This is a genomic window from Kaistella flava (ex Peng et al. 2021), from assembly GCF_015191005.1.
GTDB lineage: Bacteria > Bacteroidota > Bacteroidia > Flavobacteriales > Weeksellaceae > Kaistella > Kaistella flava.
Genome location: NZ_CP040442.1, coordinates 1,261,501 through 1,286,337 on the forward strand (window position 1 = coordinate 1,261,501; position 24,837 = coordinate 1,286,337).

Annotated in this window: 33 protein-coding genes; 6 read left to right on the forward strand and 27 right to left on the reverse strand. The window is 32.0% G+C overall.

Going from position 1 to position 24,837, the window contains the following annotated elements; translation table 11 throughout:
- Nucleotides 1-47: 47 nt before the first annotated feature.
- The 18 genes from Q73A0000_RS05750 to Q73A0000_RS05810 form a co-directional block, all read right to left on the reverse strand.
- The gene (locus Q73A0000_RS05750) at nt 48-626 is read right to left on the reverse strand and encodes a hypothetical protein (protein ID WP_193813112.1); all 579 of its coding nucleotides are present in this window, start codon (nt 624-626) and stop codon (nt 48-50) included.
- 426 nt (nt 627-1,052) lie between these two features.
- Nucleotides 1,053-2,444, reverse strand: coding sequence for an IS1182 family transposase (locus Q73A0000_RS05755; protein WP_244140820.1), 1,392 nt, complete (start codon nt 2,442-2,444; stop codon nt 1,053-1,055).
- Between the two features lie 125 nt (nt 2,445-2,569).
- Nucleotides 2,570-3,061 carry a hypothetical protein gene (locus Q73A0000_RS05760; protein WP_193813113.1) on the reverse strand — a complete coding sequence of 164 codons (492 nt, stop codon included), beginning with the start codon at nt 3,059-3,061 and terminating at the stop codon, nt 2,570-2,572.
- A gap of 161 nt (nt 3,062-3,222) precedes the next feature.
- Complete coding sequence (locus Q73A0000_RS05765; RefSeq protein WP_193813115.1) at nt 3,223-4,137, reverse strand: hypothetical protein; 915 nt, start codon at nt 4,135-4,137, stop codon at nt 3,223-3,225.
- A 54-nt stretch (nt 4,138-4,191) separates the two neighbouring features.
- A complete protein-coding gene (locus Q73A0000_RS16975; protein ID WP_244140796.1) occupies nt 4,192-4,704 on the reverse strand; it encodes a transposase in 513 nt (170 codons plus the stop codon).
- A gap of 19 nt (nt 4,705-4,723) precedes the next feature.
- Nucleotides 4,724-5,005 carry a hypothetical protein gene (locus tag Q73A0000_RS16980; protein ID WP_244140821.1) on the reverse strand — a complete coding sequence of 94 codons (282 nt, stop codon included), beginning with the start codon at nt 5,003-5,005 and terminating at the stop codon, nt 4,724-4,726.
- Between the two features lie 42 nt (nt 5,006-5,047).
- Nucleotides 5,048-5,545 carry an IS110 family transposase gene (locus tag Q73A0000_RS16985; RefSeq protein ID WP_244140797.1) on the reverse strand — a complete coding sequence of 166 codons (498 nt, stop codon included), beginning with the start codon at nt 5,543-5,545 and terminating at the stop codon, nt 5,048-5,050.
- Between the two features lie 411 nt (nt 5,546-5,956).
- A complete protein-coding gene (locus tag Q73A0000_RS05775; RefSeq protein WP_193813116.1) occupies nt 5,957-6,430 on the reverse strand; it encodes a hypothetical protein in 474 nt (157 codons plus the stop codon).
- A 105-nt stretch (nt 6,431-6,535) separates the two neighbouring features.
- Complete coding sequence (locus Q73A0000_RS05780; protein WP_244140822.1) at nt 6,536-7,444, reverse strand: transposase; 909 nt, start codon at nt 7,442-7,444, stop codon at nt 6,536-6,538.
- 105 nt (nt 7,445-7,549) lie between these two features.
- Entirely contained in the window at nt 7,550-7,738 is a 189-nt protein-coding gene (locus tag Q73A0000_RS16990; RefSeq protein ID WP_244140823.1) for an IS110 family transposase, read from the reverse strand.
- 23 nt (nt 7,739-7,761) lie between these two features.
- Nucleotides 7,762-7,887, reverse strand: a complete 126-nt coding sequence (locus Q73A0000_RS17080; protein WP_262892928.1) for a hypothetical protein — start codon at nt 7,885-7,887, stop codon at nt 7,762-7,764.
- A gap of 388 nt (nt 7,888-8,275) precedes the next feature.
- Nucleotides 8,276-8,683, reverse strand: coding sequence for a hypothetical protein (locus Q73A0000_RS05785; RefSeq protein WP_208458804.1), 408 nt, complete (start codon nt 8,681-8,683; stop codon nt 8,276-8,278).
- 206 nt (nt 8,684-8,889) lie between these two features.
- Nucleotides 8,890-9,798, reverse strand: a complete 909-nt coding sequence (locus Q73A0000_RS05790) for a transposase (RefSeq protein ID WP_244140822.1) — start codon at nt 9,796-9,798, stop codon at nt 8,890-8,892.
- The gene (locus tag Q73A0000_RS16995) at nt 9,749-10,246 is read right to left on the reverse strand and encodes an IS110 family transposase (protein WP_244140824.1); all 498 of its coding nucleotides are present in this window, start codon (nt 10,244-10,246) and stop codon (nt 9,749-9,751) included. Before Q73A0000_RS16995 ends, Q73A0000_RS05790 begins: the two co-directional genes overlap by 50 nt.
- A 413-nt stretch (nt 10,247-10,659) precedes the next feature.
- The gene (locus tag Q73A0000_RS05795) at nt 10,660-11,031 is read right to left on the reverse strand and encodes a hypothetical protein (protein ID WP_193813118.1); all 372 of its coding nucleotides are present in this window, start codon (nt 11,029-11,031) and stop codon (nt 10,660-10,662) included.
- Nucleotides 11,032-11,239: 208 nt separating this feature from the next.
- Entirely contained in the window at nt 11,240-11,722 is a 483-nt protein-coding gene (locus Q73A0000_RS05800; protein ID WP_193813119.1) for a hypothetical protein, read from the reverse strand.
- 80 nt (nt 11,723-11,802) lie between these two features.
- The gene (locus tag Q73A0000_RS05805; RefSeq protein ID WP_193813120.1) at nt 11,803-12,177 is read right to left on the reverse strand and encodes a tyrosine-type recombinase/integrase; all 375 of its coding nucleotides are present in this window, start codon (nt 12,175-12,177) and stop codon (nt 11,803-11,805) included.
- Nucleotides 12,178-12,217: 40 nt separating this feature from the next.
- A complete protein-coding gene (locus tag Q73A0000_RS05810) occupies nt 12,218-12,355 on the reverse strand; it encodes a hypothetical protein (protein ID WP_193813122.1) in 138 nt (45 codons plus the stop codon).
- A gap of 402 nt (nt 12,356-12,757) precedes the next feature.
- Between Q73A0000_RS05810 and Q73A0000_RS05815 the strand changes: the two genes are divergently transcribed.
- The 3 genes from Q73A0000_RS05815 (at nt 12,758) to Q73A0000_RS05825 (ending at nt 14,533) form a co-directional block, all read left to right on the forward strand.
- Nucleotides 12,758-13,255 carry a hypothetical protein gene (locus Q73A0000_RS05815; protein ID WP_193813124.1) on the forward strand — a complete coding sequence of 166 codons (498 nt, stop codon included), beginning with the start codon at nt 12,758-12,760 and terminating at the stop codon, nt 13,253-13,255.
- A gap of 94 nt (nt 13,256-13,349) precedes the next feature.
- Nucleotides 13,350-14,165 carry a GLPGLI family protein gene (locus tag Q73A0000_RS05820; RefSeq protein WP_193813125.1) on the forward strand — a complete coding sequence of 272 codons (816 nt, stop codon included), beginning with the start codon at nt 13,350-13,352 and terminating at the stop codon, nt 14,163-14,165.
- Nucleotides 14,153-14,533, forward strand: a complete 381-nt coding sequence (locus Q73A0000_RS05825; protein ID WP_193813126.1) for a hypothetical protein — start codon at nt 14,153-14,155, stop codon at nt 14,531-14,533. Before Q73A0000_RS05820 ends, Q73A0000_RS05825 begins: the two co-directional genes overlap by 13 nt.
- 183 nt (nt 14,534-14,716) lie before the next feature.
- Here Q73A0000_RS05825 and Q73A0000_RS05830 read toward each other — a convergent pair whose 3' ends face one another.
- From Q73A0000_RS05830 to Q73A0000_RS05865, 8 genes are all read right to left on the reverse strand, one after another.
- Nucleotides 14,717-15,562, reverse strand: coding sequence for a toprim domain-containing protein (locus tag Q73A0000_RS05830; protein ID WP_193813127.1), 846 nt, complete (start codon nt 15,560-15,562; stop codon nt 14,717-14,719).
- A gap of 441 nt (nt 15,563-16,003) precedes the next feature.
- On the reverse strand, nt 16,004-17,101 hold the full coding sequence (locus tag Q73A0000_RS05835; protein WP_193813129.1) for a hypothetical protein: 1,098 nt from the start codon (nt 17,099-17,101) through the stop codon (nt 16,004-16,006).
- 53 nt (nt 17,102-17,154) lie between these two features.
- Nucleotides 17,155-17,877: a hypothetical protein gene (locus Q73A0000_RS05840; RefSeq protein WP_193813141.1), complete on the reverse strand. Its 723-nt coding sequence runs from the start codon at nt 17,875-17,877 to the stop codon at nt 17,155-17,157.
- 2 nt (nt 17,878-17,879) lie between these two features.
- On the reverse strand, nt 17,880-18,131 hold the full coding sequence (locus Q73A0000_RS05845) for a DUF3853 family protein (RefSeq protein WP_193813143.1): 252 nt from the start codon (nt 18,129-18,131) through the stop codon (nt 17,880-17,882).
- Nucleotides 18,132-18,165: 34 nt separating this feature from the next.
- Entirely contained in the window at nt 18,166-18,717 is a 552-nt protein-coding gene (locus Q73A0000_RS05850; protein WP_193813145.1) for a hypothetical protein, read from the reverse strand.
- A gap of 16 nt (nt 18,718-18,733) precedes the next feature.
- Nucleotides 18,734-18,997, reverse strand: coding sequence for a helix-turn-helix domain-containing protein (locus Q73A0000_RS05855; protein WP_193813146.1), 264 nt, complete (start codon nt 18,995-18,997; stop codon nt 18,734-18,736).
- 167 nt (nt 18,998-19,164) lie between these two features.
- Nucleotides 19,165-20,010, reverse strand: a complete 846-nt coding sequence (locus Q73A0000_RS05860; protein ID WP_193813147.1) for an RteC domain-containing protein — start codon at nt 20,008-20,010, stop codon at nt 19,165-19,167.
- A gap of 38 nt (nt 20,011-20,048) precedes the next feature.
- The gene (locus Q73A0000_RS05865; RefSeq protein ID WP_193813148.1) at nt 20,049-21,770 is read right to left on the reverse strand and encodes a helix-turn-helix domain-containing protein; all 1,722 of its coding nucleotides are present in this window, start codon (nt 21,768-21,770) and stop codon (nt 20,049-20,051) included.
- Between the two features lie 276 nt (nt 21,771-22,046).
- On the opposite strand from Q73A0000_RS05865, the gene Q73A0000_RS05870 reads away from it, so the two are divergent.
- The 3 genes from Q73A0000_RS05870 (at nt 22,047) to Q73A0000_RS05880 (ending at nt 23,440) form a co-directional block, all read left to right on the forward strand.
- A complete protein-coding gene (locus tag Q73A0000_RS05870; RefSeq protein WP_193813149.1) occupies nt 22,047-22,265 on the forward strand; it encodes a hypothetical protein in 219 nt (72 codons plus the stop codon).
- Nucleotides 22,266-22,424: 159 nt separating this feature from the next.
- Nucleotides 22,425-22,895 carry a MauE/DoxX family redox-associated membrane protein gene (locus tag Q73A0000_RS05875; RefSeq protein WP_193813150.1) on the forward strand — a complete coding sequence of 157 codons (471 nt, stop codon included), beginning with the start codon at nt 22,425-22,427 and terminating at the stop codon, nt 22,893-22,895.
- A gap of 221 nt (nt 22,896-23,116) precedes the next feature.
- Nucleotides 23,117-23,440, forward strand: coding sequence for a hypothetical protein (locus tag Q73A0000_RS05880; protein WP_193813151.1), 324 nt, complete (start codon nt 23,117-23,119; stop codon nt 23,438-23,440).
- A gap of 51 nt (nt 23,441-23,491) precedes the next feature.
- Here the strand turns inward: Q73A0000_RS05880 and Q73A0000_RS05885 are convergent, their stop codons facing one another.
- Entirely contained in the window at nt 23,492-24,835 is a 1,344-nt protein-coding gene (locus Q73A0000_RS05885) for a RagB/SusD family nutrient uptake outer membrane protein (RefSeq protein ID WP_193813152.1), read from the reverse strand.
- Nucleotides 24,836-24,837 lie beyond the last annotated feature (2 nt).

Below are 24,837 nucleotides of genomic sequence, written 5' to 3' on the forward strand. Positions count from 1 at the left end.
AAACTTCCGCCCCGCTAATAGAAATACCATGTTGTGCGAAGTTTTTTTTAATTTTTTGTTTTTACTTTTCGTAATTCATAATTTAAAAAATCTCCAACGCTATCTTTAAGTTTTACATCAAAATATTTAATTTTAGTGGATTTATGATTTTTATTGTCAATTTTTTGAACTTCAGTTGCGATCGAAGTGTTTTTACCATCACAAAAGTAATGAACAATTGAGTCAGCCTCACTAGTATTCGCGTTGTAATAAATCCAATAATCGGTAATTAATGCATTGTCAGTCTCATAATTGTATAAATATGAGCCTCTGCCTTTTAATTTACCATTTTGAAAATATGTTTTTGCATTTAAAAAATCAGGTTTATGAAGAATCTCGGCTAATACTTTAATTTTTTTATTTGGATAATACTCAACAAATTTGGTTAATATCTTATTTTCAAATTCTTTAGTATAAACTAAAATTGAAGGTTTTCTGTAAACTTCAATTTTGGTTTTTGAATTGTTTTTGAAATATTTTTTCACATAATATTCCCCTCCGTTTGCACTCATCGTTTCAATTCTGTTTCGGTTTTTTTTACACCCAAATAAGAAAAGCGTTGAAAATAGAATTAATAAAAGTTTCATTGAATGGACGATAGTTTGGTTAAAATTGCGCACAACGGTTGGGTATTTCTGTTGGCGGGGACTTTCATAACAAGTCTATGTAAATATAACGAATTGAGCAATTAGCGAAAATATTGATGATAGGAACTTCCGCCCCGCTAATAGAAATACCTTGTAGCCGTTGCACAACCCTTCAATTTTTCAGTTATTTCAAAAACAAGATAAAAACCAACCTCTTTTAAAGCGATTTAAGAGAGGTTGGTTTTTTTGGCAAAGAGAATGTTTTGATTTTTGGAGTGGTTTAATTCCTGGCGATATAACTCGTATTTTGAATTCTGAAAAATTGCCAGAACTTTCCTTGAGGAAGGTTCATTATTGCAACATTTCGATGGACTTTTTTGGTAATGAATTTTAGGTATTTCTTCAGATTGTAAGTGAGAGCAGCCATCAAAACATGTTTGTTGGCGTTTTTATTCCTCTAGTATTCACCCGTTTCATATTGTGGTAATTAATCAACGTACCCAAAACTGGCTCTACGCGGGAACTTCTGCGTTTAGTGAGAAAACGAGTGTAATTTGGATCGCGGTTGAGTTTTTCGTGCATTTCATCGTAGAGCGGTTTGTGGATCGTAGTATCGATCTTTTTAAACTTGGTTGTTTTGCCACAGCATTCTGCTCGGAGCGGACAATCTTTACAATCGCTCTCGCTGCTGCGATAGTGGTTGGAAGAATAACCTTTGGGATCTGTCTTGATTTTTTTAAAGAGAAGTAAAGCGTTATAACCACCTTCTTTTACACATTCATACCGATTCTCTTCTTTGTTGAAGACAAAGCCTTCCCGAAATGGTTTGTATTGACCGAAGTTCGGAATGTAGGCATTAATACCTTTCTCTTTGCAATACTTTAAAGCCTCGCCACTGCTATAACCCGCATCGGCTAAAACTTCATCAAGCGCAATGTGATTTTGTTTGCAGTTTTCTAAAGTCTGATTCATAATCTCGGGAAAAATAACAGAATCTTTACTTCCCGATGTACTGGCACAAGCACCGGTTATAACATGAAAAGCATCATCCACAGCCAGTTGTCCAGAATAATTTAACTGTCGGGCTTTACCTGGTTTTACAGAAATCTTTGCATCAGGATCGGTGGGACTGTAATGGGTGTGATTGCTCAAGTATTTTGGCCGAATTGCATTGCCATCTTCATCTTTTCTGTCACTTTTATTAGTGCCCGGCATTCCTTCATACTCTTTTTTTTTCCAGTCATGGTGCTGGTCTACCATTTTCTTTCTGGTCGAAGTTGTTTTAAATTCACTGTTATCTTCCAGTTCATTTACAAAGGCTGAAGCATCTTCCAAAACTTCTTTTTCGATTAAAGAATCCATACTCGCATTGGCTTTAATGAAAGCTGAATCTACCGCCATTCTTTTGCCACGAACCATTCCTTTCCCTACACACAAACTCAAAACTTTACGGAATAATTCTAAGAAAAGTTCTTCCCCGAAAAGAGATCTTGTTCGGGAAATAGTGGAGTGAAATGGTAAACTTTCATTAATGTCATATCCTAAGAAAAGACGGATATCCAGACAATTGCTGCAAAAGCGTATTAAGCCTCTATCACTGTTAATATTATTGAGATAACCTACCATCAGAATTTTGAAGAATACGACCGGATCGATGCTCTCTTGGCCACATTTGCCGTAATAGTTTGCGGTAGCTTTATAAAGAAAATCGAGTGACAGATTTTCATTTACTTTTCGGTAGAAATTATCTTTGGGAACCATCTCATCCAGGCTTTGATGGTAAAAGAGTTGCGGCGTAATTATTTTCTTTCCTTGCATGCACTAATTTACAAATAATATGCTAACTGTCAAATAGTTATCATGTTTTATTTCTGAATATTTGCAAAATTTATTTTTAGTATTTTTGGTTGTGCAACAAGCACCCTTGTTGTACGCAGTTTTTTTTACATTAATTCAATTTTAGCATCCATTTCAAGTCTTTTATCCATTATTTTCCTGGAAATTAACGCTTCAAGATTTGATAATTTTTTATATTTTAGATTTAGTGGAAAATTAGATTTGTAATTTGAATTATCAATTCTAAATTTTTGTTTTTTGTTATTTATATATTCGATATCTATCTCAACCCAACATACTTTTTCACAAGATTTTATATACTTTAATGAGTCTGGCAATTCATATATTTTTTCAGAAATTATATTTTGCTTTATTTCTTCAATATCTTTTACCGTAAATTTTAAATTATGAATTCCTGGTTTTTTATAATCTTCATTTAATTCATAAATATTATCTGTTAAGAAAAACTTAGCATTAAATGTACTTAATTGAATCTTTTTGATTTCATTTTGTTGAAATTTATTATCATTATTTGTGCAATTCGTCAATAGAAGTGACAAATTTAAAATTACAACTATCTTGATTCTGAAATTAAACATGATTTTTATAAAATTGTGTACAACGGTTGGGTATTTCTGTTGGCGGGGGGACTTTTGATAACAAGTCTTTGTAAATATAACAAATTGAACTATTAGCGAAAATCTTTTATGATAGGAACTTCCGCCCCGCTAATAGAAATACCGTGTTGGTGGCAGTGTTTTTATTTCATTAGTCTTAAAATCCAAGCCATACAATCTTTTGAGTCCATAATTGACCAAGAATGAGGATGTACCATTCCATTTGGTCTAATTCCTTTGTCATGAGTAATTACAATTTCAGCGTTTTTATTCCCTTTGAGTTGCAGAAAATTTATCATTGCTGAAATGTCCGCACAATTCAAGTCATATAAATCTCTATGTCTATTTTTAAGTTGCCATTCTACTCCTGGTTCGGTATAAATTTTAATTGGAATATTTACAAGATATTTTGCGTTTCCGCCATCTTTTTGCCGGTATGAAAACATTGAATTTTTGATGTATGCATCTTTCGCTGTTTCAGGAGTTCCTCCCAAATTTTTCTCCATTTCTTCTAAAAACCATTTTGCTTCGTTTACGCCAACTTCTGAAAAATTTCTTTCTACTTCTCGTTGATAACGATAATACATATTTTCGTAATCAAGTGGTGGATCTAGTGCAAATATTGCTTTAGGTATGAAGTAAGTATCTTTATCTCTAATTGCTCTTTCAGTGTATGTTATTGTTTGCATTCCACCGCCTGAAAGTCCACCAAGAAATATTTTATCTTTTGAAACTTTATGCTTGTCAACTATTTGTTTTGCGATAGTATTCAATAATTCTTGTGATACTGACATTTTAAAATCGTCATCTTCGATATTTGGAAAAATAACAATAAAATTATTTTTTAAAGCAATTTCATCTAATGTAATTTGATTCATTACTCCTTTAGCATCTTCTGAACCACCATGAAGAATAATTATTGTTCCAATTGGTTTTGATTTAGGTACAAGTTTGTAATAATAATTTGTGCTATCTATAATTACTTTCTCAGGTTTTTGAGAAAATAATTGTATTTGTCCAATAAGAACTATAAATAATGTTACTATGTGTTTCTTCATTTGTGCGAAATCTTTTTTAATATTCTGACTAACGTTTTTCTTTTTTGCTCACAATCAATTAGTTGCGAAATTAATTTCTTCATTAGTCAAACCAAATTTAGTAATTTGTTTTTGAATCCTTTTTACTAAGCCTAGTTTTCTTTTTTCATCCAAAAATAAGTAGCCTTCCGGATTGACATAAGCTTGATTTTTAACGACCATATTCCAAATGATGATTGCTAATTTCCTTGCAGTTGCTGAGATTGCAGATACTCGACCTTTTCTAAAATTGATTCGCTTGAAAAAATCCGATAATGGTGTTGAGTCTTTTAGATTACCAATCGCATTTGCTGCATTTCTTAAAGCGATTTTTAAACGGTTACTTCCTTTTGGGATCCTATTAGAAAGTATTTTACCACCACTTATTTTATTGTTTGGGGTCAGTCTCAACCAGCTTGCAAAGTGTTTTGCAGTCGGGAACTTCTTGATACCCTCTAATCCAACTTCACTCATTATTGAAAGTACGGTTGAATAGGAAACTCCTTCTATTGCCAGTAAATCTACACCTTCAAAATATTGATAGGCCATTAAATTTAAGTCGATATTTTTAGGAGTGTTTTATTAATTTTTTGTGTTTTTTAGGTTCAATGTGATGCTGTCTTTTATTGTCGTCTTTTCCGATTGTTGAGTTTAAGATTTTCTCAATTTCTACATCGCATTGTACAATTTTACTTTGCAAGACTTCATACATCTCAAGCTCTTGATTGAGGGCAAATAAATAATCTTCTCTACCATTAGTATGAAGTGCTTTTGAAATTTCTTCTTCTGTTTTTCTGCAATTACCGTGTCTTAATTCGGCTAATTTTAAAGGATCTTTTCTCCGTTGCAAATCGCATGAATGATGAGTAATCCAGTTAAACCACAGATGTCATTAACAACAACATCTAATCGAAGGTTTAATAACCGTAAATATTTTGCATTTTTTTGAAGTGCTTGCTGCAGAATCTAATAAATTTGCACGATGACGACAGTAGGTTCTGAGCTTCTCTGTAATTTCATCTGGAAGGAAACTACCTGTTAAAAGGCCTATACTGTGTAGTTTTTGAATCCATTGACAATCTTGAACATCTGTTTTTCTGCCTTTAATATTCTTAGTGAATTTGCCATTACACAAAATCACTTGGAATCCATCAGCCAATAAAATAGCATAAAGTGCTTGCCAATAAGTTCCTGTACTTTCCATTGCAACGGTTTGAATGTCTTTTTCTTTGAGCCAATTTGAGAGATTTTTTAAGTCCTCATTAAAAACACCAAACTCTTTAATATCTTCCTCTTTTTGGCCAACCGCAACCCAGTGAGATCGGCTACCAATATCAATTCCTGCAGCATTTGAATTGATAATTTCCATTGAAATTTTGTTCTCATTCATATTTTCAAAAATTAATGATTAAAAATACTCTAAGGAGATGTTCTTTAGGCAAAAAAAATATTCTGAACGGGGTTCTAATCAATTAGACCGCCACTGAAGTCATCACATACATCTCAACCAGGATTGCACCCGTGCTATTACGCAACAATTTTAAAATCGGCCTTGCAAAGAGCTTAATAAAATTAGAAAATATTTTCTATACGCACCAAACGTTAGCTTGAGAAGTCAATTCGGGGGTATAGGGGGGATTGCCACCAACGGTTGGGTATTTATGCAGGCGGGATAAAAATACGAAAACTTTCTACTTGCTAAAATCTTAATTAATCGCTGAAATCTTCGATGAAAACTTCATACCCGCTTGTATAAATACCTTGTTAGCGGTAGTAATATTTTTCATAATTATCCATTGTATTACCTAGTTTCTCCTTCATCGTTTGCATCAAGTTGTCCAACGTTTTTATCTATAAATGGTTTAATGCTAAAAGTCACAGGAATATTGAAAGGTTTCCCTAATAAGTTTGTGCCTTTTTGGAATTTATTATTTTCTATAATCACATCATCCTCATAAATGCAATCAAAAAAGTTCACAAATCCTTTAAAATCATTATTTGCTATAATTATTGAATTTCCTTTCTGATTATGTCCGCCTGCTTGAAAGTCTAGATAATTGTCAAAAGTGCAATTCTCAATTGTAAGTCCGCCTAAAAAGTACGTAAAAACGAATTGGCAATTTTTGAAATTGCAGTTTATAAATTGTACTTGTTTTTCAAATTGTGTGACACTTCCTGAAAAATATTCAATTAAACAATTTTCCATAACTAATTGTTTATTCCACTTTTCCGTGCTTTCAATTTTTAATTCACCTTCAATACATAAATCGAACAATTTACTTCCGTCTTTTAGTAAGGCGGTCGCTTTCTTGGCAGATATATTTTGTTTCGGTGCTTTGATCATATTATTCTGACTAACGTTTTTCTTTTTTGCTCACAATCAATTAGTTGCGAAATTAATTTCTTCATTAGTCAAACCAAATTTAGTAATTTGTTTTTGAATCCTTTTTACTAAGCCTAGTTTTCTTTTTTCATCCAAAAATAAGTAGCCTTCCGGATTGACATAAGCTTGATTTTTAACGACCATATTCCAAATGATGATTGCTAATTTCCTTGCAGTTGCTGAGATTGCAGATACTCGACCTTTTCTAAAATTGATTCGCTTGAAAAAATCCGATAATGGTGTTGAGTCTTTTAGATTACCAATCGCATTTGCTGCATTTCTTAAAGCGATTTTTAAACGGTTACTTCCTTTTGGGATCCTATTAGAAAGTATTTTACCACCACTTATTTTATTGTTTGGGGTCAGTCTCAACCAGCTTGCAAAGTGTTTTGCAGTCGGGAACTTCTTGATACCCTCTAATCCAACTTCACTCATTATTGAAAGTACGGTTGAATAGGAAACTCCTTCTATTGCCAGTAAATCTACACCTTCAAAATATTGATAGGCCATTAAATTTAAGTCGATATTTTTAGGAGTGTTTTTATTAATTTTTTTGTGTTTTTTAGGTTCAATGTGATGCTGTCTTTTATTGTCGTCTTTTCCGATTGTTGAGTTTAAGATTTTCTCAATTTCTACATCGCATTGTACAATTTTACTTTGCAAGACTTCATACATCTCAAGCTCTTGATTGAGGGCAAATAAATAATCTTCTCTACCATTAGTATGAAGTGCTTTTGAAATTTCTTCTTCTGTTTTTCTGCAATTACCGTGTCTTAATTCGGCTAATTTTAAAGGATCTTTTTCTCCGTTGCAAATCGCATGAATGATGAGTAATCCAGTTAAACCACAGATGTCATTAACAACAACATCTAATCGAAGGTTTAATAACCGTAAATATTTTTGCATTTTTTGAAGTGCTTGCTGCAGAATCTAATAAATTTGCACGATGACGACAGTAGGTTCTGAGCTTCTCTGTAATTTCATCTGGAAGGAAACTACCTGTTAAAAGGCCTATACTGTGTAGTTTTGAATCCATTGACAATCTTGAACATCTGTTTTTCTGCCTTTAATATTCTTAGTGAATTTGCCATTACACAAAATCACTTGGAATCCATCAGCCAATAAAATAGCATAAAGTGCTTGCCAATAAGTTCCTGTACTTTCCATTGCAACGGTTTGAATGTCTTTTCTTTGAGCCAATTTGAGAGATTTTTAAGTCCTCATTAAAACACCAAACTCTTTAATATCTTCCTCTTTTGGCCAACCGCAACCCAGTGAGATCGGCTACCAATATCAATTCCTGCAGCATTTGAATTGATAATTTCCATTGAAATTTTGTTCTCATTCATATTTTCAAAAATTAATGATTAAAAATACTCTAAGGAGATGTTCTTTAGGCAAAAAAAATATTCTGAACGGGGTTCTAATCAATTAGACCGCCACTGAAGTCATCACATACATCTCAACCAGGATTGCACCCGTGCTATTACGCAACAATTTTAAAATCGGCCTTGCAAAGAGCTTAATAAAATTAGAAAATATTTTCTATACGCACCAAACGTTAGCTTGAGAAGTCAATTCGGGGGTATAGGGGGGATTACCGCTAACGTTTTGCGGCTTTGCGATGGTGCGGCTTAATATATAAAATCTTTCTATTATTAACTAAACTTCGGAATATCTAAAATCTTTAAACCTGGCGAAAATCCCGCGCTATTGCAAAACCGCTGTTATCTGCAGTTATTTATAGTCTTCAATTTTTCCTCTGAAATAACCTTTTCCTTTATGTGGAATTATATTTCCAAAATTATCATATTCTATTTTTTCAAATTCGACATAACCATAAATGCTGTCATTTGGTTTGTAAGAAGATTTATTTAAAATTAATTTTTGTTTAGGATTTTTAAATTTCGAAGGTTTCTCGTAATCCGTAATTACGTCATCTGCGGAAAACGGATAAATATCATAATTTTTTTTGTTAACTCTGATATTAAATCCACTCGATGTAAATCCAGAATGATAAACAATATTTATATTTAAAGTATCAAAACCTTTCCAGTACATTGGATTGCAGACAAATTCATCACTTTCATCATAAATAATTTTAGTGGTTTTCTTTGTTTTTGGAGATTCTGAATCAATCATCATTTGAATCTCATTTTGAGAAGATAATTGTTTAAAAACTTTATTCTTATTTATATTTTTATCCACAATGAAATTTTGCCAATTTTCTTTCTTTTTAATTTCATTCTTACAATTTATGAGGATAATTGGAAATATTAATATTATAAACTTAAATTTCATTTAAACGGTGTTCTATAATTCTGACTAACGTTTTTCTTTTTTGCTCACAATCAATTAGTTGCGAAATTAATTTCTTCATTAGTCAAACCAAATTTAGTAATTTGTTTTTGAATCCTTTTTACTAAGCCTAGTTTTCTTTTTTCATCCAAAAATAAGTAGCCTTCCGGATTGACATAAGCTTGATTTTTAACGACCATATTCCAAATGATGATTGCTAATTTCCTTGCAGTTGCTGAGATTGCAGATACTCGACCTTTTCTAAAATTGATTCGCTTGAAAAAATCCGATAATGGTGTTGAGTCTTTTAGATTACCAATCGCATTTGCTGCATTTCTTAAAGCGATTTTTAAACGGTTACTTCCTTTTGGGATCCTATTAGAAAGTATTTTACCACCACTTATTTTATTGTTTGGGGTCAGTCTCAACCAGCTTGCAAAGTGTTTTGCAGTCGGGAACTTCTTGATACCCTCTAATCCAACTTCACTCATTATTGAAAGTACGGTTGAATAGGAAACTCCTTCTATTGCCAGTAAATCTACACCTTCAAAATATTGATAGGCCATTAAATTTAAGTCGATATTTTTAGGAGTGTTTTTATTAATTTTTTTGTGTTTTTTAGGTTCAATGTGATGCTGTCTTTTATTGTCGTCTTTTCCGATTGTTGAGTTTAAGATTTTCTCAATTTCTACATCGCATTGTACAATTTTACTTTGCAAGACTTCATACATCTCAAGCTCTTGATTGAGGGCAAATAAATAATCTTCTCTACCATTAGTATGAAGTGCTTTTGAAATTTCTTCTTCTGTTTTTCTGCAATTACCGTGTCTTAATTCGGCTAATTTTAAAGGATCTTTTTCTCCGTTGCAAATCGCATGAATGATGAGTAATCCAGTTAAACCACAGATGTCATTAACAACAACATCTAATCGAAGGTTTAATAACCGTAAATATTTTTGCATTTTTTGAAGTGCTTGCTGCAGAATCTAATAAATTTGCACGATGACGACAGTAGGTTCTGAGCTTCTCTGTAATTTCATCTGGAAGGAAACTACCTGTTAAAAGGCCTATACTGTGTAGTTTTTGAATCCATTGACAATCTTGAACATCTGTTTTTCTGCCTTTAATATTCTTAGTGAATTTGCCATTACACAAAATCACTTGGAATCCATCAGCCAATAAAATAGCATAAAGTGCTTGCCAATAAGTTCCTGTACTTTCCATTGCAACGGTTTGAATGTCTTTTTCTTTGAGCCAATTTGAGAGATTTTTTAAGTCCTCATTAAAAACACCAAACTCTTTAATATCTTCCTCTTTTTGGCCAACCGCAACCCAGTGAGATCGGCTACCAATATCAATTCCTGCAGCATTTGAATTGATAATTTCCATTGAAATTTTGTTCTCATTCATATTTTCAAAAATTAATGATTAAAAATACTCTAAGGAGATGTTCTTTAGGCAAAAAAAATATTCTGAACGGGGTTCTAATCAATTAGACCGCCACTGAAGTCATCACATACATCTCAACCAGGATTGCACCCGTGCTATTACGCAACAATTTTAAAATCGGCCTTGCAAAGAGCTTAATAAAATTAGAAAATATTTTCTATACGCACCAAACGTTAGCTTGAGAAGTCAATTCGGGGGTATAGGGGGGATTGTAGATAACGGTTGGGTATTTCTGTTGGCGGGGACTTTTTATAACAAGTCTTTGTAAATATAACAAATTGAACAATTAGCGAAAATCGTTATGATATAAACTTCCGACCCGCTAATAGAAATACTGTGTTAGCAGAAGTGCCTATATCCATTATTCTTTAATTCTAATCTACTTCTCTTTCAGATATAAATACACTATCAATAATTTTTTGCTTGTTGAAATGAAGATTTAAATATTTGTATTGTACGGGATCAATTCCGCGCCATTTTATTAAAACTGTATAAATTAGAGCATCTTGTGTTTTCTGATCGTCATTTCCTTTTTCATTAATCTTTCCAATAATTTTTTCAATTTCCTGAATATTTTTACCTTTTAACCTGTAGTTCGCTAATAAGTCATCTAGCATTTCATATCTTAAATCATAACTTATCTTATCATCAGTATCATCGCTATTCCATAAATTTTTATCAAATTTTATATGTTTCTGACAGGACAATAAAAGTAGCAAAATTAAAACAGGACAGGCAAATTTCATCGTTTAAAATATTAAATTTTTTCATGTTTTGAAAATGGGCGATTGTTTGTATGGCATTTCTGCTAACGTTTGGGTATTTCTGTTGGCGGGGACTTTTTATAACAAGTCTTTGTAAATATAACGAATTGAACAATTAACGAAAATCTTGATGATAGGAACTTCCGCCCCGCTAATAGAAATACCGTGTTAGCAGAAGGTCTTTTAATGATTAGTTATTTCCACAATTATTTTTTCTAAATATAATTCCATTAACCAACTTGTATTCATATTTATTACTTAAAAATTTTTTCACTTTTTTTAATCCAAGAATAATCAATTTAGTTTTCGTCATTTTAATTGGAAATTCTGAGTTGGGTTCAGAATCCTTTTTTCCAAGATATAATTTACCATCTCTTTCGATTATAACTCCAGATTCCTGATTTTCAATTTTACCAAAATTTGGTGAACTCAAATTTTGAGATTTCCATATGTAATTACGGTTTGGAAATACTTCAATTTGTAATTTCGTTTTTATCCCGTCATTTTCTATAGATTCAAAGCAGTATGAAGTAGAAGTATTTTGAGAATAATTCTGGATTGATAATAATATGAATATTAATTTTACAACGGCTTTCATAGACTTTCTGCTAACTCTCTTATATGTATCACTGCGTGATACAAACACACCCGAGATACGGTGTATTGGTATCATAAACTTGATACTTATTTGTTTTTCAAATATATTGAAAAATTTGGTAATACTTCATCAATTTTATGAAATCAATAGAAAAATCACAAATCATCAAAGGGACTTTTGATTTGTTGTAAACTCTTTGTGCTCACATGGGTGTAAATTTCCGTTGTTCTACTGCTGTTATGTCCCAGTAATTCTTGAATATAACGCAAATCAGTTCCGCTTTCCAACAAATGAGTGGCGTAACTATGACGCAACCAATGCAAAGTGACTGGTTTTTTTATATTTGCTTTTACCAAAGCTTGTTTTAAAACATGTTGCAAACTTTGCTCAGAATATTGTTCGCCAATATTTTGACCTTCGAACAACCAGGTTTTTGGTCGGTATTGTTTGTAATAATCCCTTAATAATTCTAAAATTTTACTGGATAGTGGAACCATTCGGTCTTTTTTTCCTTTGCCTTTCCTTATCATCACTGTATTTCTATTAGAATTAATGTCCTGATTTTGAAACTTAAAGATAACGGTTGACGATTGGTGCAGTTGCCTGTGTTGCGCCTGCGGCAGGCAATTGCACCAATCGTCTGTTATGTGTTGTTTTATTCTCTGCTAAGATAATAAAAGCAAGCACAGTTTGATACAATTGAATCATTTTTAATATGTCATTTACAAATTAAGCAGCTTGATTAGCCGAAATTTATCAATTACGAGATACTTTGCTTGTATAAAATTGTAAAGTCTGTGATATTTGGAAATAGAAAATAAATGACAAAAATGCTAGCTAGTTTTGCTTCAAATATTTTCCAACTAAAAAATAACAATTTTTTAGACTGTTTTATTACACAGAACGTTATCACAATATCATTTTTGCAATGACATATCTCGATTGACAAAAGGAAAACAGACGAAACGCTTTGACAACAAAGATACTGTTAATAATATTCAAAATGGGTAGGACAAAACCGAACACCTGCCCCATTATAATGAAAATCAAAAAAAAATTCAGCGTGAATTTTTGATAAACTAAGTAGGTGTATTTTTAAATTTTAATATCATGAAAAAATTATTAATTTCATTTTTATTTATTTTAGGTTTAGGTTTGCATTCTACACTTAGCGCTAAAAATATGAATAATTCGTCACCATTTCCTGAATTTTCAAAAGCAATGGATTTAGGTGTGCTTTGTCGTGCTGATTGCACCTTCACTAGTTGCAGTGGTTCCGGATCTTGTTCTTGTTCTTGTAACTGGTTTAAATGTACATGCAGCAAAGAAGGAGAAGAAGAAGAACAATTAGCAGTAGTTTCAATGAATGAGACACAATACAAAAAAACAAAATTATTAGCCAATATTCTATCCGAAAGCAAAAATGAAAATGCTATTCAAGCTTATAGTTCTTTGGTAAATATGGTAACAAACCTAAAATCAAAAAATTACCTACAGTTTCAATCTGAAAGAGCAATTTATTTGAAAAATATTTTCAATGTTGATGTTGAAACAAAAGAAAAATTAAATTTATTATTTGAAGTTATTGGTGCTAAAGAAAGAGTATAATGCACAGGCTGTTATAGAAATACTAACTGTAACAGCCTTATCCTTCTAGATAGATATTTAAATCAGTTTTTTTTATTTTAAAATAATAATAATAGTGAAGAAATTAACCTATTTATTAATCTTATTTTTTATCTCAAATTATCTTTTAAGCCAAAAAATGAGGATTGTGTATGAAATTGAAATGAGACCGGATACTTTGAACTTAAATAAGATTGAAAAGGATGTTCATTTTCTAGACATTATTAATTTTGAAAGTTATTATTATGCGCCATTATATGTTTCATTTAACAATAATGAGGTTAATCAAAAACTCGATAATAGTCAAATATTGAATAAATTAAAAACTGCTTATACAATTTACAATAACCTACAGCATAATACAGTTATCAATTACATTAAATTAGATGAATATTATGCTTACAAAGATGACGTGGTTATTAACTGGGATTTGAAGAAAGACACTTTATCAATTTTGGGGCATCTATGTAAATCTGCAACAATGGAATTCAGAGGTAGAAAATACACCGCTTGGTATGCTCTAGATATACCTATTAATGAGGGTCCATATAAATTTAAAAAATTACCAGGATTAATATTAAAAATATCTTCTGACGATCGAGATTATAGTTTTGAAGCAGTCGAAATAAAAAACATTGATGAAACCAGTTCTCTTATTCCTTCAAGAATAAAACTACTGTCCCGAAAAAAGTATCTTAAAGTCTTAAAACAGATAGCAGAAAATCCAAGTAAAAACGATATGCTTTCAAATAGTTCGTTCAATTATAAAACATATATTGAAGGTAAGGAAGTTTCGAATAATGAAAAATACAAGTTATTCAATGAGATGATTTGGCGTTTTATGAAAAACCACAATAACCCAGTTGAAAAAGACGATATATGGATAAGATAAAGTATTATATGCTTCCTTTCTTTTTACTTTCATGTACTAGTAAGTTTTATCACACTAACTCAAATAGCGCTGGTAATAAAAAAAACATTGTACTGATAATTAAAAAGAATTGGAATTTAGATTCACTAAATAATGCACAAATAAACCTTTCTAAACAAAATATCACATTTAACTATTCGGATGTGAAATTTGAAGGAAATAATCTAACAAATATTGCTATTAAAGTTAATTGCAATGATGGATATGGTGGTGCTGCAGAGTCTACTGATCTTGATATGAAATTTGGTTTTTTCAGAAATTATGACAGGGATAGTAAATATCAATTTTCGATCGGGACAATTGGTAAACGATACCATGTAAAAAGATGACAAAAATATTATACTTAACATAAATAAAATTATGGGACGCTAAAAATATGTTTTCAACAGTACTCTGCATTATTGAACAACGGAAAGTTTGGTTAAATATTAGTTTTTAAAAGCTCTGTTATTTGGGGATAATTACAATTAGCTAAAAGTAAAACTTGTTATATTTTTTTTTGATGAATGTCATTATGGAAATGCACTGTTTGAACAAAACCACTCACTAAAATCCTTAAAATCACAATACAACAAAGAACAATCTTCCACATTTTGATATTTCTGCTGAATGATTTTTTTTGTGATTTCTCCATTTGGATCATTGTCCAAGAAAAGCGAAATTCTATCATAATTTTTCAATATGTCATCAGCTTTAAAAAGCATTGCAGTAGAGTTCAATATCAAATAATCTGATGTTACGTTTTCTGATTTCTCAATATTTCTTAAAGTTAAGTAATCAAAAAAACCTTCGAAAACACAAATTTCATTGTTCTGATTTGAATTTTTAATTAACGTAATATCTTTTTTACCCAGACAAATTTTAGAATATTTATTTCGGATTTCGACTCCTCCGGAATTGTTATAAAAACCAATTCCAAAATACTTTCTCTCATTCAATTCATAATAAATCTCTTTAACAAAATGACTTTGTTCAAAAACTTTTCTGGATTTCAAGTATTTAATTAATGCTGGATGTTTAATCTCATTTACTTCAAGAATTTGATAATTTTTCTTCGTTTTTTCATTTTTAAAATCCTTTTCTGGACCACAAAAATTGAATTCCGAAAGATATTTCAAAGCTTCAGAAACTGAACATTTGTTAATTTGCTGAACAATCGAAATAACATCATAACTTTTTCCTGTTCCGAAATCAAATCCTGCATTTTTTACAAAATCAACTGAAAAGCTCGGAACTACCTCTACTCTATCCAAAGCAAAATAAAATGCAGTCCGTTGGTTTTCCTTTACCGGAAAAAGATTGAATGATTCTAAAACCATTCTTATACTTACTTTGTTTTTTATTTTTTCGCAATTCATTTTTTTTCTTTTTTAAAGCAAATTTTTAATCCACATTTTCCTTTTTAATAAAAAAAGACTTTTAATTACTTTTAAATACACTTTTAATGAATACCTGAAACACCTTGTGACAAGTCATTTAACAAGGATTTGAAATGAGTGCAATTCCGAATCAAGGATGAGTGCAAATCCGAAACTGAAATGAGTACAAATCCGAAAATTCACCTGTTTTGGAATGAGTGCAATTCCGAATAGAAATATTTTTTTTTCTGCAATAATCGCAGTTAGTCGTAATTTCATATCATTATCCATAGTTAGAATGATTTTGAAATTTTGAAAGGAGTGCAATTCCGAAAACTTGTTCCTATTTCCATTTATTTTAACATTTCCTTAACTTCAGCGAGTGCAATTCCGAATTCTGAATGAGTGCAATTCCGAAATGAAATGAGTGCAAATCCGAATTCAAATAATAATTGGATAACCATTCGGAATCAACTCTCCCATTTTTGTATTTCTGTACTTTTCGATTATTATTTCCTGAATTTCATTCAAAAACATTTTTCCCTGAAAATTTGTAGATTTAATTCCATTTAATCGGTTAGTCCTGACAAACTCTTTGAAAGATTGGTCGATTAACGCTCTAGTTTGCGGAATGTTTCTGTATTGATGTGAAAACTGAAGCATTTCACTTTCATGTAAACCATACCTTTTTCTGAAATATATTAATCTTCGGGTAATTTCCAATCGATCTTGTGCATCTATGGATAAAGTATCATCCAAAATCGTTTTGGTATGATAAGGAATGATGTAAATATGATCTCTTTCGCATTTATAATTGAAAGACAAATTATTGAACTTATCAAGGCTGATTCTCACAGATTTTAAAAATTTAAAGCAAAAATCATTGGCTGTTTTATAATTCAACTTGAATTTCTTATTCAAGGTAGAAAGCTTTAAAACCGTTCCGTTTTCAGGTAATTTAGAAAGCCATATTGCAAAAATGATATGTTTATTATTTTTGATGTTGTACACCAAATTGTAAAGGATGTAATTATATTCAGGAATGACCATTAGTTTTTTCAACCAATAACTGCTTATCAAAAATGAAGTATATCCTCTGTGGTCGTAACTTGGCGTAGAAATAAGTCCGCCAAAAGTCTTAATTTCTCTACCTTTTGAATTTAGTGATTTGTACCAGCTCATTTTATATTTAGCCAAAAACTCATACGCATCTACGACTTGTTTTGTAGAACCACTTGGCGAGATTTTACTGTTCCTAATTTTTATAGAAGCAAAAGTGTTGTTTTCGGTTTCAAATTCTTCATCGAATAAAGTCAGTTGTTTCGGACGGTCTTCTGGTCGAAATTGCTCATTACTAATAATTGAAACGATATTGAAAATCACCCGTAGTGCATTAATCGGAATATCTGCCGCCTCACTATTTTCAAAAATAAAATCGTCCACGAAATTATTTCCCAGTCTAATTCTGTCGGGAAATCTCTCGTCTTTTGTTTCAAATTCCTTGCGGATTAATTTCAAATCCTTTTCTGGATTGTTCATAATCGTTTTTTAGGTTTTGTTTTGTAGTTTATTACCTATTTTTCACTTTCTTACTAATCAATTGAAAACTTAGTGCGCTTTATATTTGGAATTGATGGTATTGTATTGATCGTGGCGCTTTTCATAAAAGGCAAAGTGCTTTTCAATGAAGACTTCCAATTGGTAATCGGCCGGTCTGAACTATTTTTCCAGTTATTATTGATCCAATTTTCATATTTTTCTTTAATGCTGAAATCTAATTGGGAATCATAACTTTCTAATGTTTGAGCATATTTAATGAACTCTTCAATTGTAGGAATCCTTTTATCATCGCTGATTGGGCTTGATACTTTTAAAAATTGAGGTTTAATGTTTTGATTGACAATTTTGGGAATGTTTTCGCCAGCCTCTTGAATCGGTAAAACAATCTGCAATGGAATTTCTAATTGTTCAGTTTTTGGAGAAATAGTCTCTCTTCCCTTTCGTTGCTTTTCCGAAGCTTTAGAGTGAGTAATCAATAAAGGATAATCTAAAATCAATCTGTAAGACCCAGGAGAACCATTTTTAGTTTGATATTGAATTAAACCTAAACTCCTTAGTTTCTCTTTTGTCGACTTTACCGTTTTTCTTGTCAATCCTAACTGCTTACTAATTTCAACATCCGAAATATTGAAATCATAACGATTGGTGTCATTACTAGTTTTCAAAAGGTAGAGATACATTGAGATTGCCGTCGAACCTACTTGATTTTCTTTGTTAAATTGCCAAAACCGTTGAATGAGTTCAAGATAATACATGCTTATTTTTTTCCAAAAAGTTCCAATGCTCTTTCTATATCGATGATGATAATATTTCCGTTTTGGATGATGGCATCATTTAAAATACCTGAAGATTTTACTTCCGAAGCCTTTGACACAGAGCATCCAAGAACCTTCGCCAATCCTTTCAAACCGTATTCATACTTTTTATAAGAATTGAGATTTTGGGAAACTTCTAAGAATTCTTCAACGGTTAACTGCCAAATCGGTGTTTTAGGATCTATGCGTTTCATTTGATGCTATCTTTTAAATTACTAGTTCATCTGATTATCCTGAATGATCTTGAGCTTTATTCAATTTAGAAATCCAATTCCTCGCAGCCGCTTGCCAGTATTTCATGGGTTTATTATTACTCAATTTCCAATTTGTAGATTGATACGAAGAATAAAATTGATCTGCAGTTGTAGAAGGCAAATCACGTTCGTTAAAATATAATTCAACTTCATACCTCATCGGTACAGAAAAAGAAATCTCCACTTTTGATAATAATTTTCGATTTATTAATAATCTATTTCTATCTGCTTGTTCACTTTCAAAATCAATAATTTCAATCAAACTGCCTTTGTAGGAATCGTAACTGGGTAAATAAATAATAAATTCCGCCTCGTAAAGCTCTCTAATGCATTTATGGTAAGTAGCAATCGATTTAATTTTACCCAACTTCATTACTTCTTCTCGGCAAATACGAAAAGGATTTTGAAACCGGTTTAAACTCCATAACTGGAAAAGAGAAACGTACATACTGATATGAGAGGGATTTAAACGGTCATCCTCAATGACACGTTCAAAAAAACTGATGATATTTTTAGACTGCTTCATAATTACTGAATTACAATTAATGTTTAAAATCCATCAGTAGTTTCTGGATGTCTTTATAATTGTAATATAGCGTCCCTCCTATTTTACTGTACGACAAGGTTCCGTTAATTCTCAGGTTTTGTAAGGTTCCTGAAGATATTTTTAAAAGCTCCTTGACTTCAGAAGTTCGAAGCCATAATTTCTCTTCTGTCTTCTTTCCTTGAAGTAAGTTTTCGATACTTTCGAGCAGTTCAATTTTAAACTGCTGAAGGTCTTCTTTGGTGATAATTGCTATTGCCATAATTTGAAATTATTTTATATGACAAATTTTCAAAATCAAAAAGAATTTCATTCGGTAGTTCATCGGTACTACCGAACGATTCTTTTGTAAAGCCTATTGATAAATAGTTTTGAATTAAAAGCTGGTGTGTGACTTGCTCAATAACTGGAAATTAACGAAGAATTATACTATTTATCACTGTCGAGAAACAGCTGATTTAAATTATCATTCAGTAATTGCAAAAATTTGGTTCTTCCATTTTTACGATTTCTAATCTCAGCAATGGTTTTATAAGAATTCCCTAAATCAATTTCAAATAACTTTTCAATTGCTTTAATTACTTCAGTGAATTCAATATTTCCACCGTTAAAAGAACGTGTAAGATAAAGTGCATACAAAAGTTCAACTAAAGAAACCTTCGATGCCGACCATACTAGAGGAAATTTAGACTTGTTTTCCGAAGAAACTAATCCAATATTATTTATTGAATTTATTAAATAAATTTCCAAAAATTCGTTGGCCATTATGAAAGCTACTTTATTGTCATGAGAGGTTGTAAAGTTTTCGTCAAAATTATATAGTTCGGGTGAGAGCTCCATCTTAAGATCATATGACTTACGCACAAAATATTTATGATCCAGATACGTAGCATTACGCAAGTAGTAGTTATGAAAGTCTTTATTATCTATATGATATTGCTTCAATTTCGCAAGCTCAGCCAAATAATGCTTTTTAATTTCTTTCTGACCAGCCACCGGCTTCGAAGCTTCGATAGTCAGAATTTTTGAAAAATAAATAAACTTTGATATGAACAACGGTTTTTGCGTTTTGAAAAATAAGACCTCATCTGCGACACATTCAAAACGATGTTCAGAGATGAGAGATTTAACTTCTCGTATCGCCTCATCAATTTTCATTAACGAAAACTCGGCAGAAAAAATTACGTTCTCCTGTTCTTCCGAAATTTGGACTAATTCAGAATTTAATTTGTTTAATACATGATGAATTTTTCTAAAAACTGTTTTTGTAATCATAATTTTTTATAAAATGTACAAAAACAAATTAGACTCGATCAATCATTATCATTTTCAATTTCTGCTTTTCTCCTTTTAACAAAGTCGATTGGTCTGATTCCATTAATTTCGAAAAACTGATCTGAAAAACTCTGACGGTTCGCATATCCAAATTCTTCAGCAATAGCTTCAATATTATAATTAAGATATTTTCTCTCCGTATAAAGTAATTTAGTGATGTACTCAATTCGTAATTCGGCGATATACCGAGTAAAATTCATTCCTTTAGATTGATTAATAAACTTTGATAAATAATTAGTATTTGTTTTCATTCTGACCGCCAACTTATTCTGCGTTAAACCTGGTTTGAGGAAATCTTTATTCTCTTCAAATATTTTAAATTTTTCAATTAAATCAAGAGTTATTGTATCAGTAAGTTTTCTATTGGATTCTGCAGCAGATTTAGGAATATTTCTTTCTACACCAATCCCTCGTTGATCATCATTTAATGTATTTAGTAATGCCAGATATTTAAGTTTGACCTCTCTTCTTTTTCGGAAATAAAATATATAATAGATTAACAAAATAATAATCAACAGAAGTAGTACAGACGCAAGCATCGTTCTATTAAAATTACTCTTCTCCAAACCTTTTTTTTGATCTAACAAGCTCTGTCTATCATATTCTCTATGAATTTTAAGTGATAAATACGTAAAATCCTTGGAAAGTAAGCTATCAGCTTTTAATAATTGGTTTGTATAGTATAATTGCCTTTCAATATTCTTTTTCTCTTTATAATGATTGATCAAAAATTCATAATTGTTTCTAATTCTAGGCACCACAAAACGATGCTTGGTAAAAATAGAATCAACTTTTTGGAAATAATTGATCGCTTTATCGTGATCAAATTTCAAATGACTTCTTCCCAGATTGTAATAAATAATGGACGCCCATTCAAAATCGCCTACCCTAATAATGTTGTGAAGAGCTTGATTTAAGTCATTGGTAGCTCCTTCGTAATTATTTAGACATAAATTTAAGATTCCCCTCGACTTTAAAAAATAACTACGCTCGATCAAAAAATCATGGGTTTTATCAGACTTATCAATTTTAGCAAAAGCTAGCGTAATAATACTATCGGCTTTTACGTATTGTTGCGTATTCCCATAACAAATAGTTAATTGATGTAAACTATTAAAATAACCTCTTGTATTATTGTAAAGTTCGTTCGTGTGAAGATTCTCTTTAGTTTTAGTCTCGAAAAAACCTGCACATTCTATGAAGTGCGTTAATGCTTCTTCATAATAGCCCAGATAATTTTTTACCATTCCCAAATGATAAATCACTTTATGCTTTAAATACTTATCGTTGGTGTCTTTCGAATATTGATATGCTTTCACATATTCATCTAATGCCGGTTTAAACCTTTTAAAATCGGAATAATAAATAATACCTTTTCCCAAATACGCCGTACTAATTAAATCTTCATCACCTGATCGTAATGCAGCGTATATCATACTGTCAGAGTAAACCAGTTTTTGATAGGCCGACGAATTAAAAAGAACGGCATCTCTGTAACCCTGGACCAACTTGGGGAAATTAGATTCCTTTTTTGCTTTCTTAATATATGAATTTACGTAAGGAAGCGCCTTCTTATCATTTTTTTTAAAATTCTCGTAATTTTTTCTGATTGCTGTATAGTCAGAAGGATTAGACGCACGTAAACAATTAAATATTACGGCAATCAAAACGACAATTGATATTTTTTTAAAGCAACTCATAACCCCACTTTTTAAATAAAGATGCTTTTCAAAATTAGACAAATTATGCTAATTGTTTTTTATAAAAGGTAATTATTTAAAAATACATTTCGGATTGCGAGATTTTCTATTCCACAAGATTGACATACTACAGAGCTTGTCAAAATTTAAGAATATGGACGTAAAAAATTATAAATCACACCCACAAAGTCTTTTATAACAGCTAACACTCGCTTACATTTGAACTAAGAATTCTTCAAAACTCGGCCGAGATAACTTAAAACAAAATCAATTATTATGAAAAAGTTAATCTCTTATTCAGCAATTTTATTATTTACTTTAGGTGTTTACTCATGTAGAGAATCTGAAGAAGTAATTCGTCCTACTTTTAGTGAAAACCTGCTAGAAGCATACGTAATCTACCCGATTCATAGTGCAGCAAAAGACACTGTAAAAAATCCAAATCCGCCGATTAAAGACGGACAAGATTGGAGGGTAGTAAATAAAAAGGAATAAACTTAGAAACACCATGAGTTTACCTGTAAAAATTACCGTCCGTAAAAGTGGTTTATTATGTCCCCAGAGTGGAATATGGGAAAGTATAGGAAATTTCAAAACCACGTGTGCAATATCAAAAGGTAGTGAAATGCCCAATTACGGTGGTAAAAAAATCGAATGGAAATTGATCCTAATGTGTTAAAAACTAACTATAAATTTTTGGTCATGAAAATTTTAAAAAAAATAATTTGTACTATCATAACCGTCTTCTTCGTGATTCTCTTTTCGTACGCTGTAATAAGCAAAGCAGGAAATTTCGAATACTTTAGAAATCAATTGGAGCAGGCACCGGGACTTCAGCGGTTTGGTGAGACGTTGGCTTACAGCATTCTTGTTCTTCAGGTGACCGCTATTTTTTTGCTGTGTTATGAGCATTCCCGATTATGGGGTTTATGCTTAACCTTCGGAATGGTAACGGTCTTTGCAGGATATATTGCCCTCATCCAGACTGACAGTAAAAACCTCCCCTGCACCTGTATCGGACTTTTTGAAAAGATGACTTGGAAAGACAATCTAGTTTTAAATCTAGGATTAATGATCACTGCCCTCACTGGTATTTTGACAATGAAGGCAGGGAGATCAAAATAAAAAAATATAAAAAGCGTGCACGCTTTTCAGAGTAGAATGTCCTAGGCATTCAGTGAACTTTATAAACAGTGAATTCCTGTTTGCATCACGAACGCAAAAAGATTGACGAATCCTTTTGCGTCGCAGATAACAGTCTGCCAAGAGTTGGCAGAATACGTAATTAATTATTAATTCATTTGAGTTTTTAAGGGAATCTTTTTTATTAAAAAAAGACCAGAAAAATGAAAACAATATCATTTTTAAGAAACCACTTTTTAGTGGCAATCGCCTTGCTAACAGCAGGAGTTACCATGTCATTTAAAATGGCAGAAGAAAGAGCTGCAGATACCGCTTATTACTATAATAGTGATGATATGAGCGAAGGTGCATTTCAGAATGTCAGTAACTGGACCACTTCCAATAGTGCTGAAATTGGTTGTTCAACTTCGGGAGTACGACCTTGTAAATTGATTGTTCCGCAAAACAGTTCTCTCGTGGATGTTCTTGAATCCAAGGACAATCAACAAGTCTTAGACATTTCAGAGAGCAGAAAATCAGCACCTTAAGGGGAGATGATTTTTACTAAGGGGCGGGAAGTCATTCCCGCCTTTTTAGTGTTATCTTGGATTTTGAGGCATACCGGTGAGTTTGATAATATCTTCCGGAATTGCGATCGCGTATCGAAGATCATTCGGGGGTAAAGTGTATGTTTGCCCATTCACGGTTCTCTGCAAAATAATATTTTTTCCATCCCGGTTATACCTTTTCAAATCTGCCCACCGAATGCCTCGAAACAACAACTCTTTGCGCCGCTCTGTAGAAATAAGCGCTAAAGCAGCGACCTTGTTGGGTGCAGTAAAGTTGATAAAGGTTCCAGATTTCCACCTTTTTACCAACAGCTGATTTAAAATTCCCATGGCATTATCGACCGCATCCAACTGTGCATAACTTTCCGCTGCAATCAAGTAGAGTTCGTCATTTGCCAGAATCGATGTTCTGGTCGAATTACCAGAATAATTTCCTTTGAACATGATTTCTCCCAGGGTATTAGTTTTAAAATAGACCCTCTTTCTCAAATCATTATCTTCATAAGAGTTATAAATCGATGTTGAAATCTTTGCGGCATTCGTTCCTAATATGGGTGAATACCCAACAAAAGTAGGCAACAATACTTCTACATTCATCTCCTTTATGGGATAAGGGTCTGCAGAATTGAGGGTATTAAAATTCATCAATTGGTTATTTATTGATAAAGCTTTTGTAGCATAAAGTAATGCGTTGGGATAATCTCCCATATATAGGTACGTTCTTGCTAAAAACCCCAGCGCCATTGCCTTAGATGCCCGGGCAGCGGAGACCTGCTGATCAGGAAGAAGGGAAACAGCGGTATGCAAATCCCCTAAAATCTGATCATATGTTTGTTGTAATGAAGTACGTACCGACGGAAGATTTATATCAGGGCTTAATCTCAGCGGTAAGCCCCACTCTTTTTGTGCGGTACTTTTGGTATAGGCTAAGGACCAGATTTGGACCGCTTCCAAATAAATGGAAGCTCGAACTGCCAAAGCTTGCCCTCTTACATCATCCGCATTGGAAATCTGATACTGTTCAAGATTATTCAGAACGGTATTGCAAATATTTATTCTGCTAAAGCAATTTCTCCAATCATTTCCACTTCCTCTTGCGACTAAATTTGGTTGCCAAGTGTAAAGTCGCTTATCCGATTCATAACTCACTCCGTTATAATCGCTGTCTGTAATATAAATGTCGTCTGCAGAAATTTCTCCGCTGATGCTGTTGTCGCCTAATAAATTACTAATACGATCCAGCAATGCCTGATTATCCTGCAAGGTTTGAGGCGTAACCAGCTTGGTATCCGATTTTTCTTCTAGAAACTCTCTGCATGCAGTAATTGAAAACAGCAAAGACATCAAAACGAGTAATACGATTTTATTTTTCATAA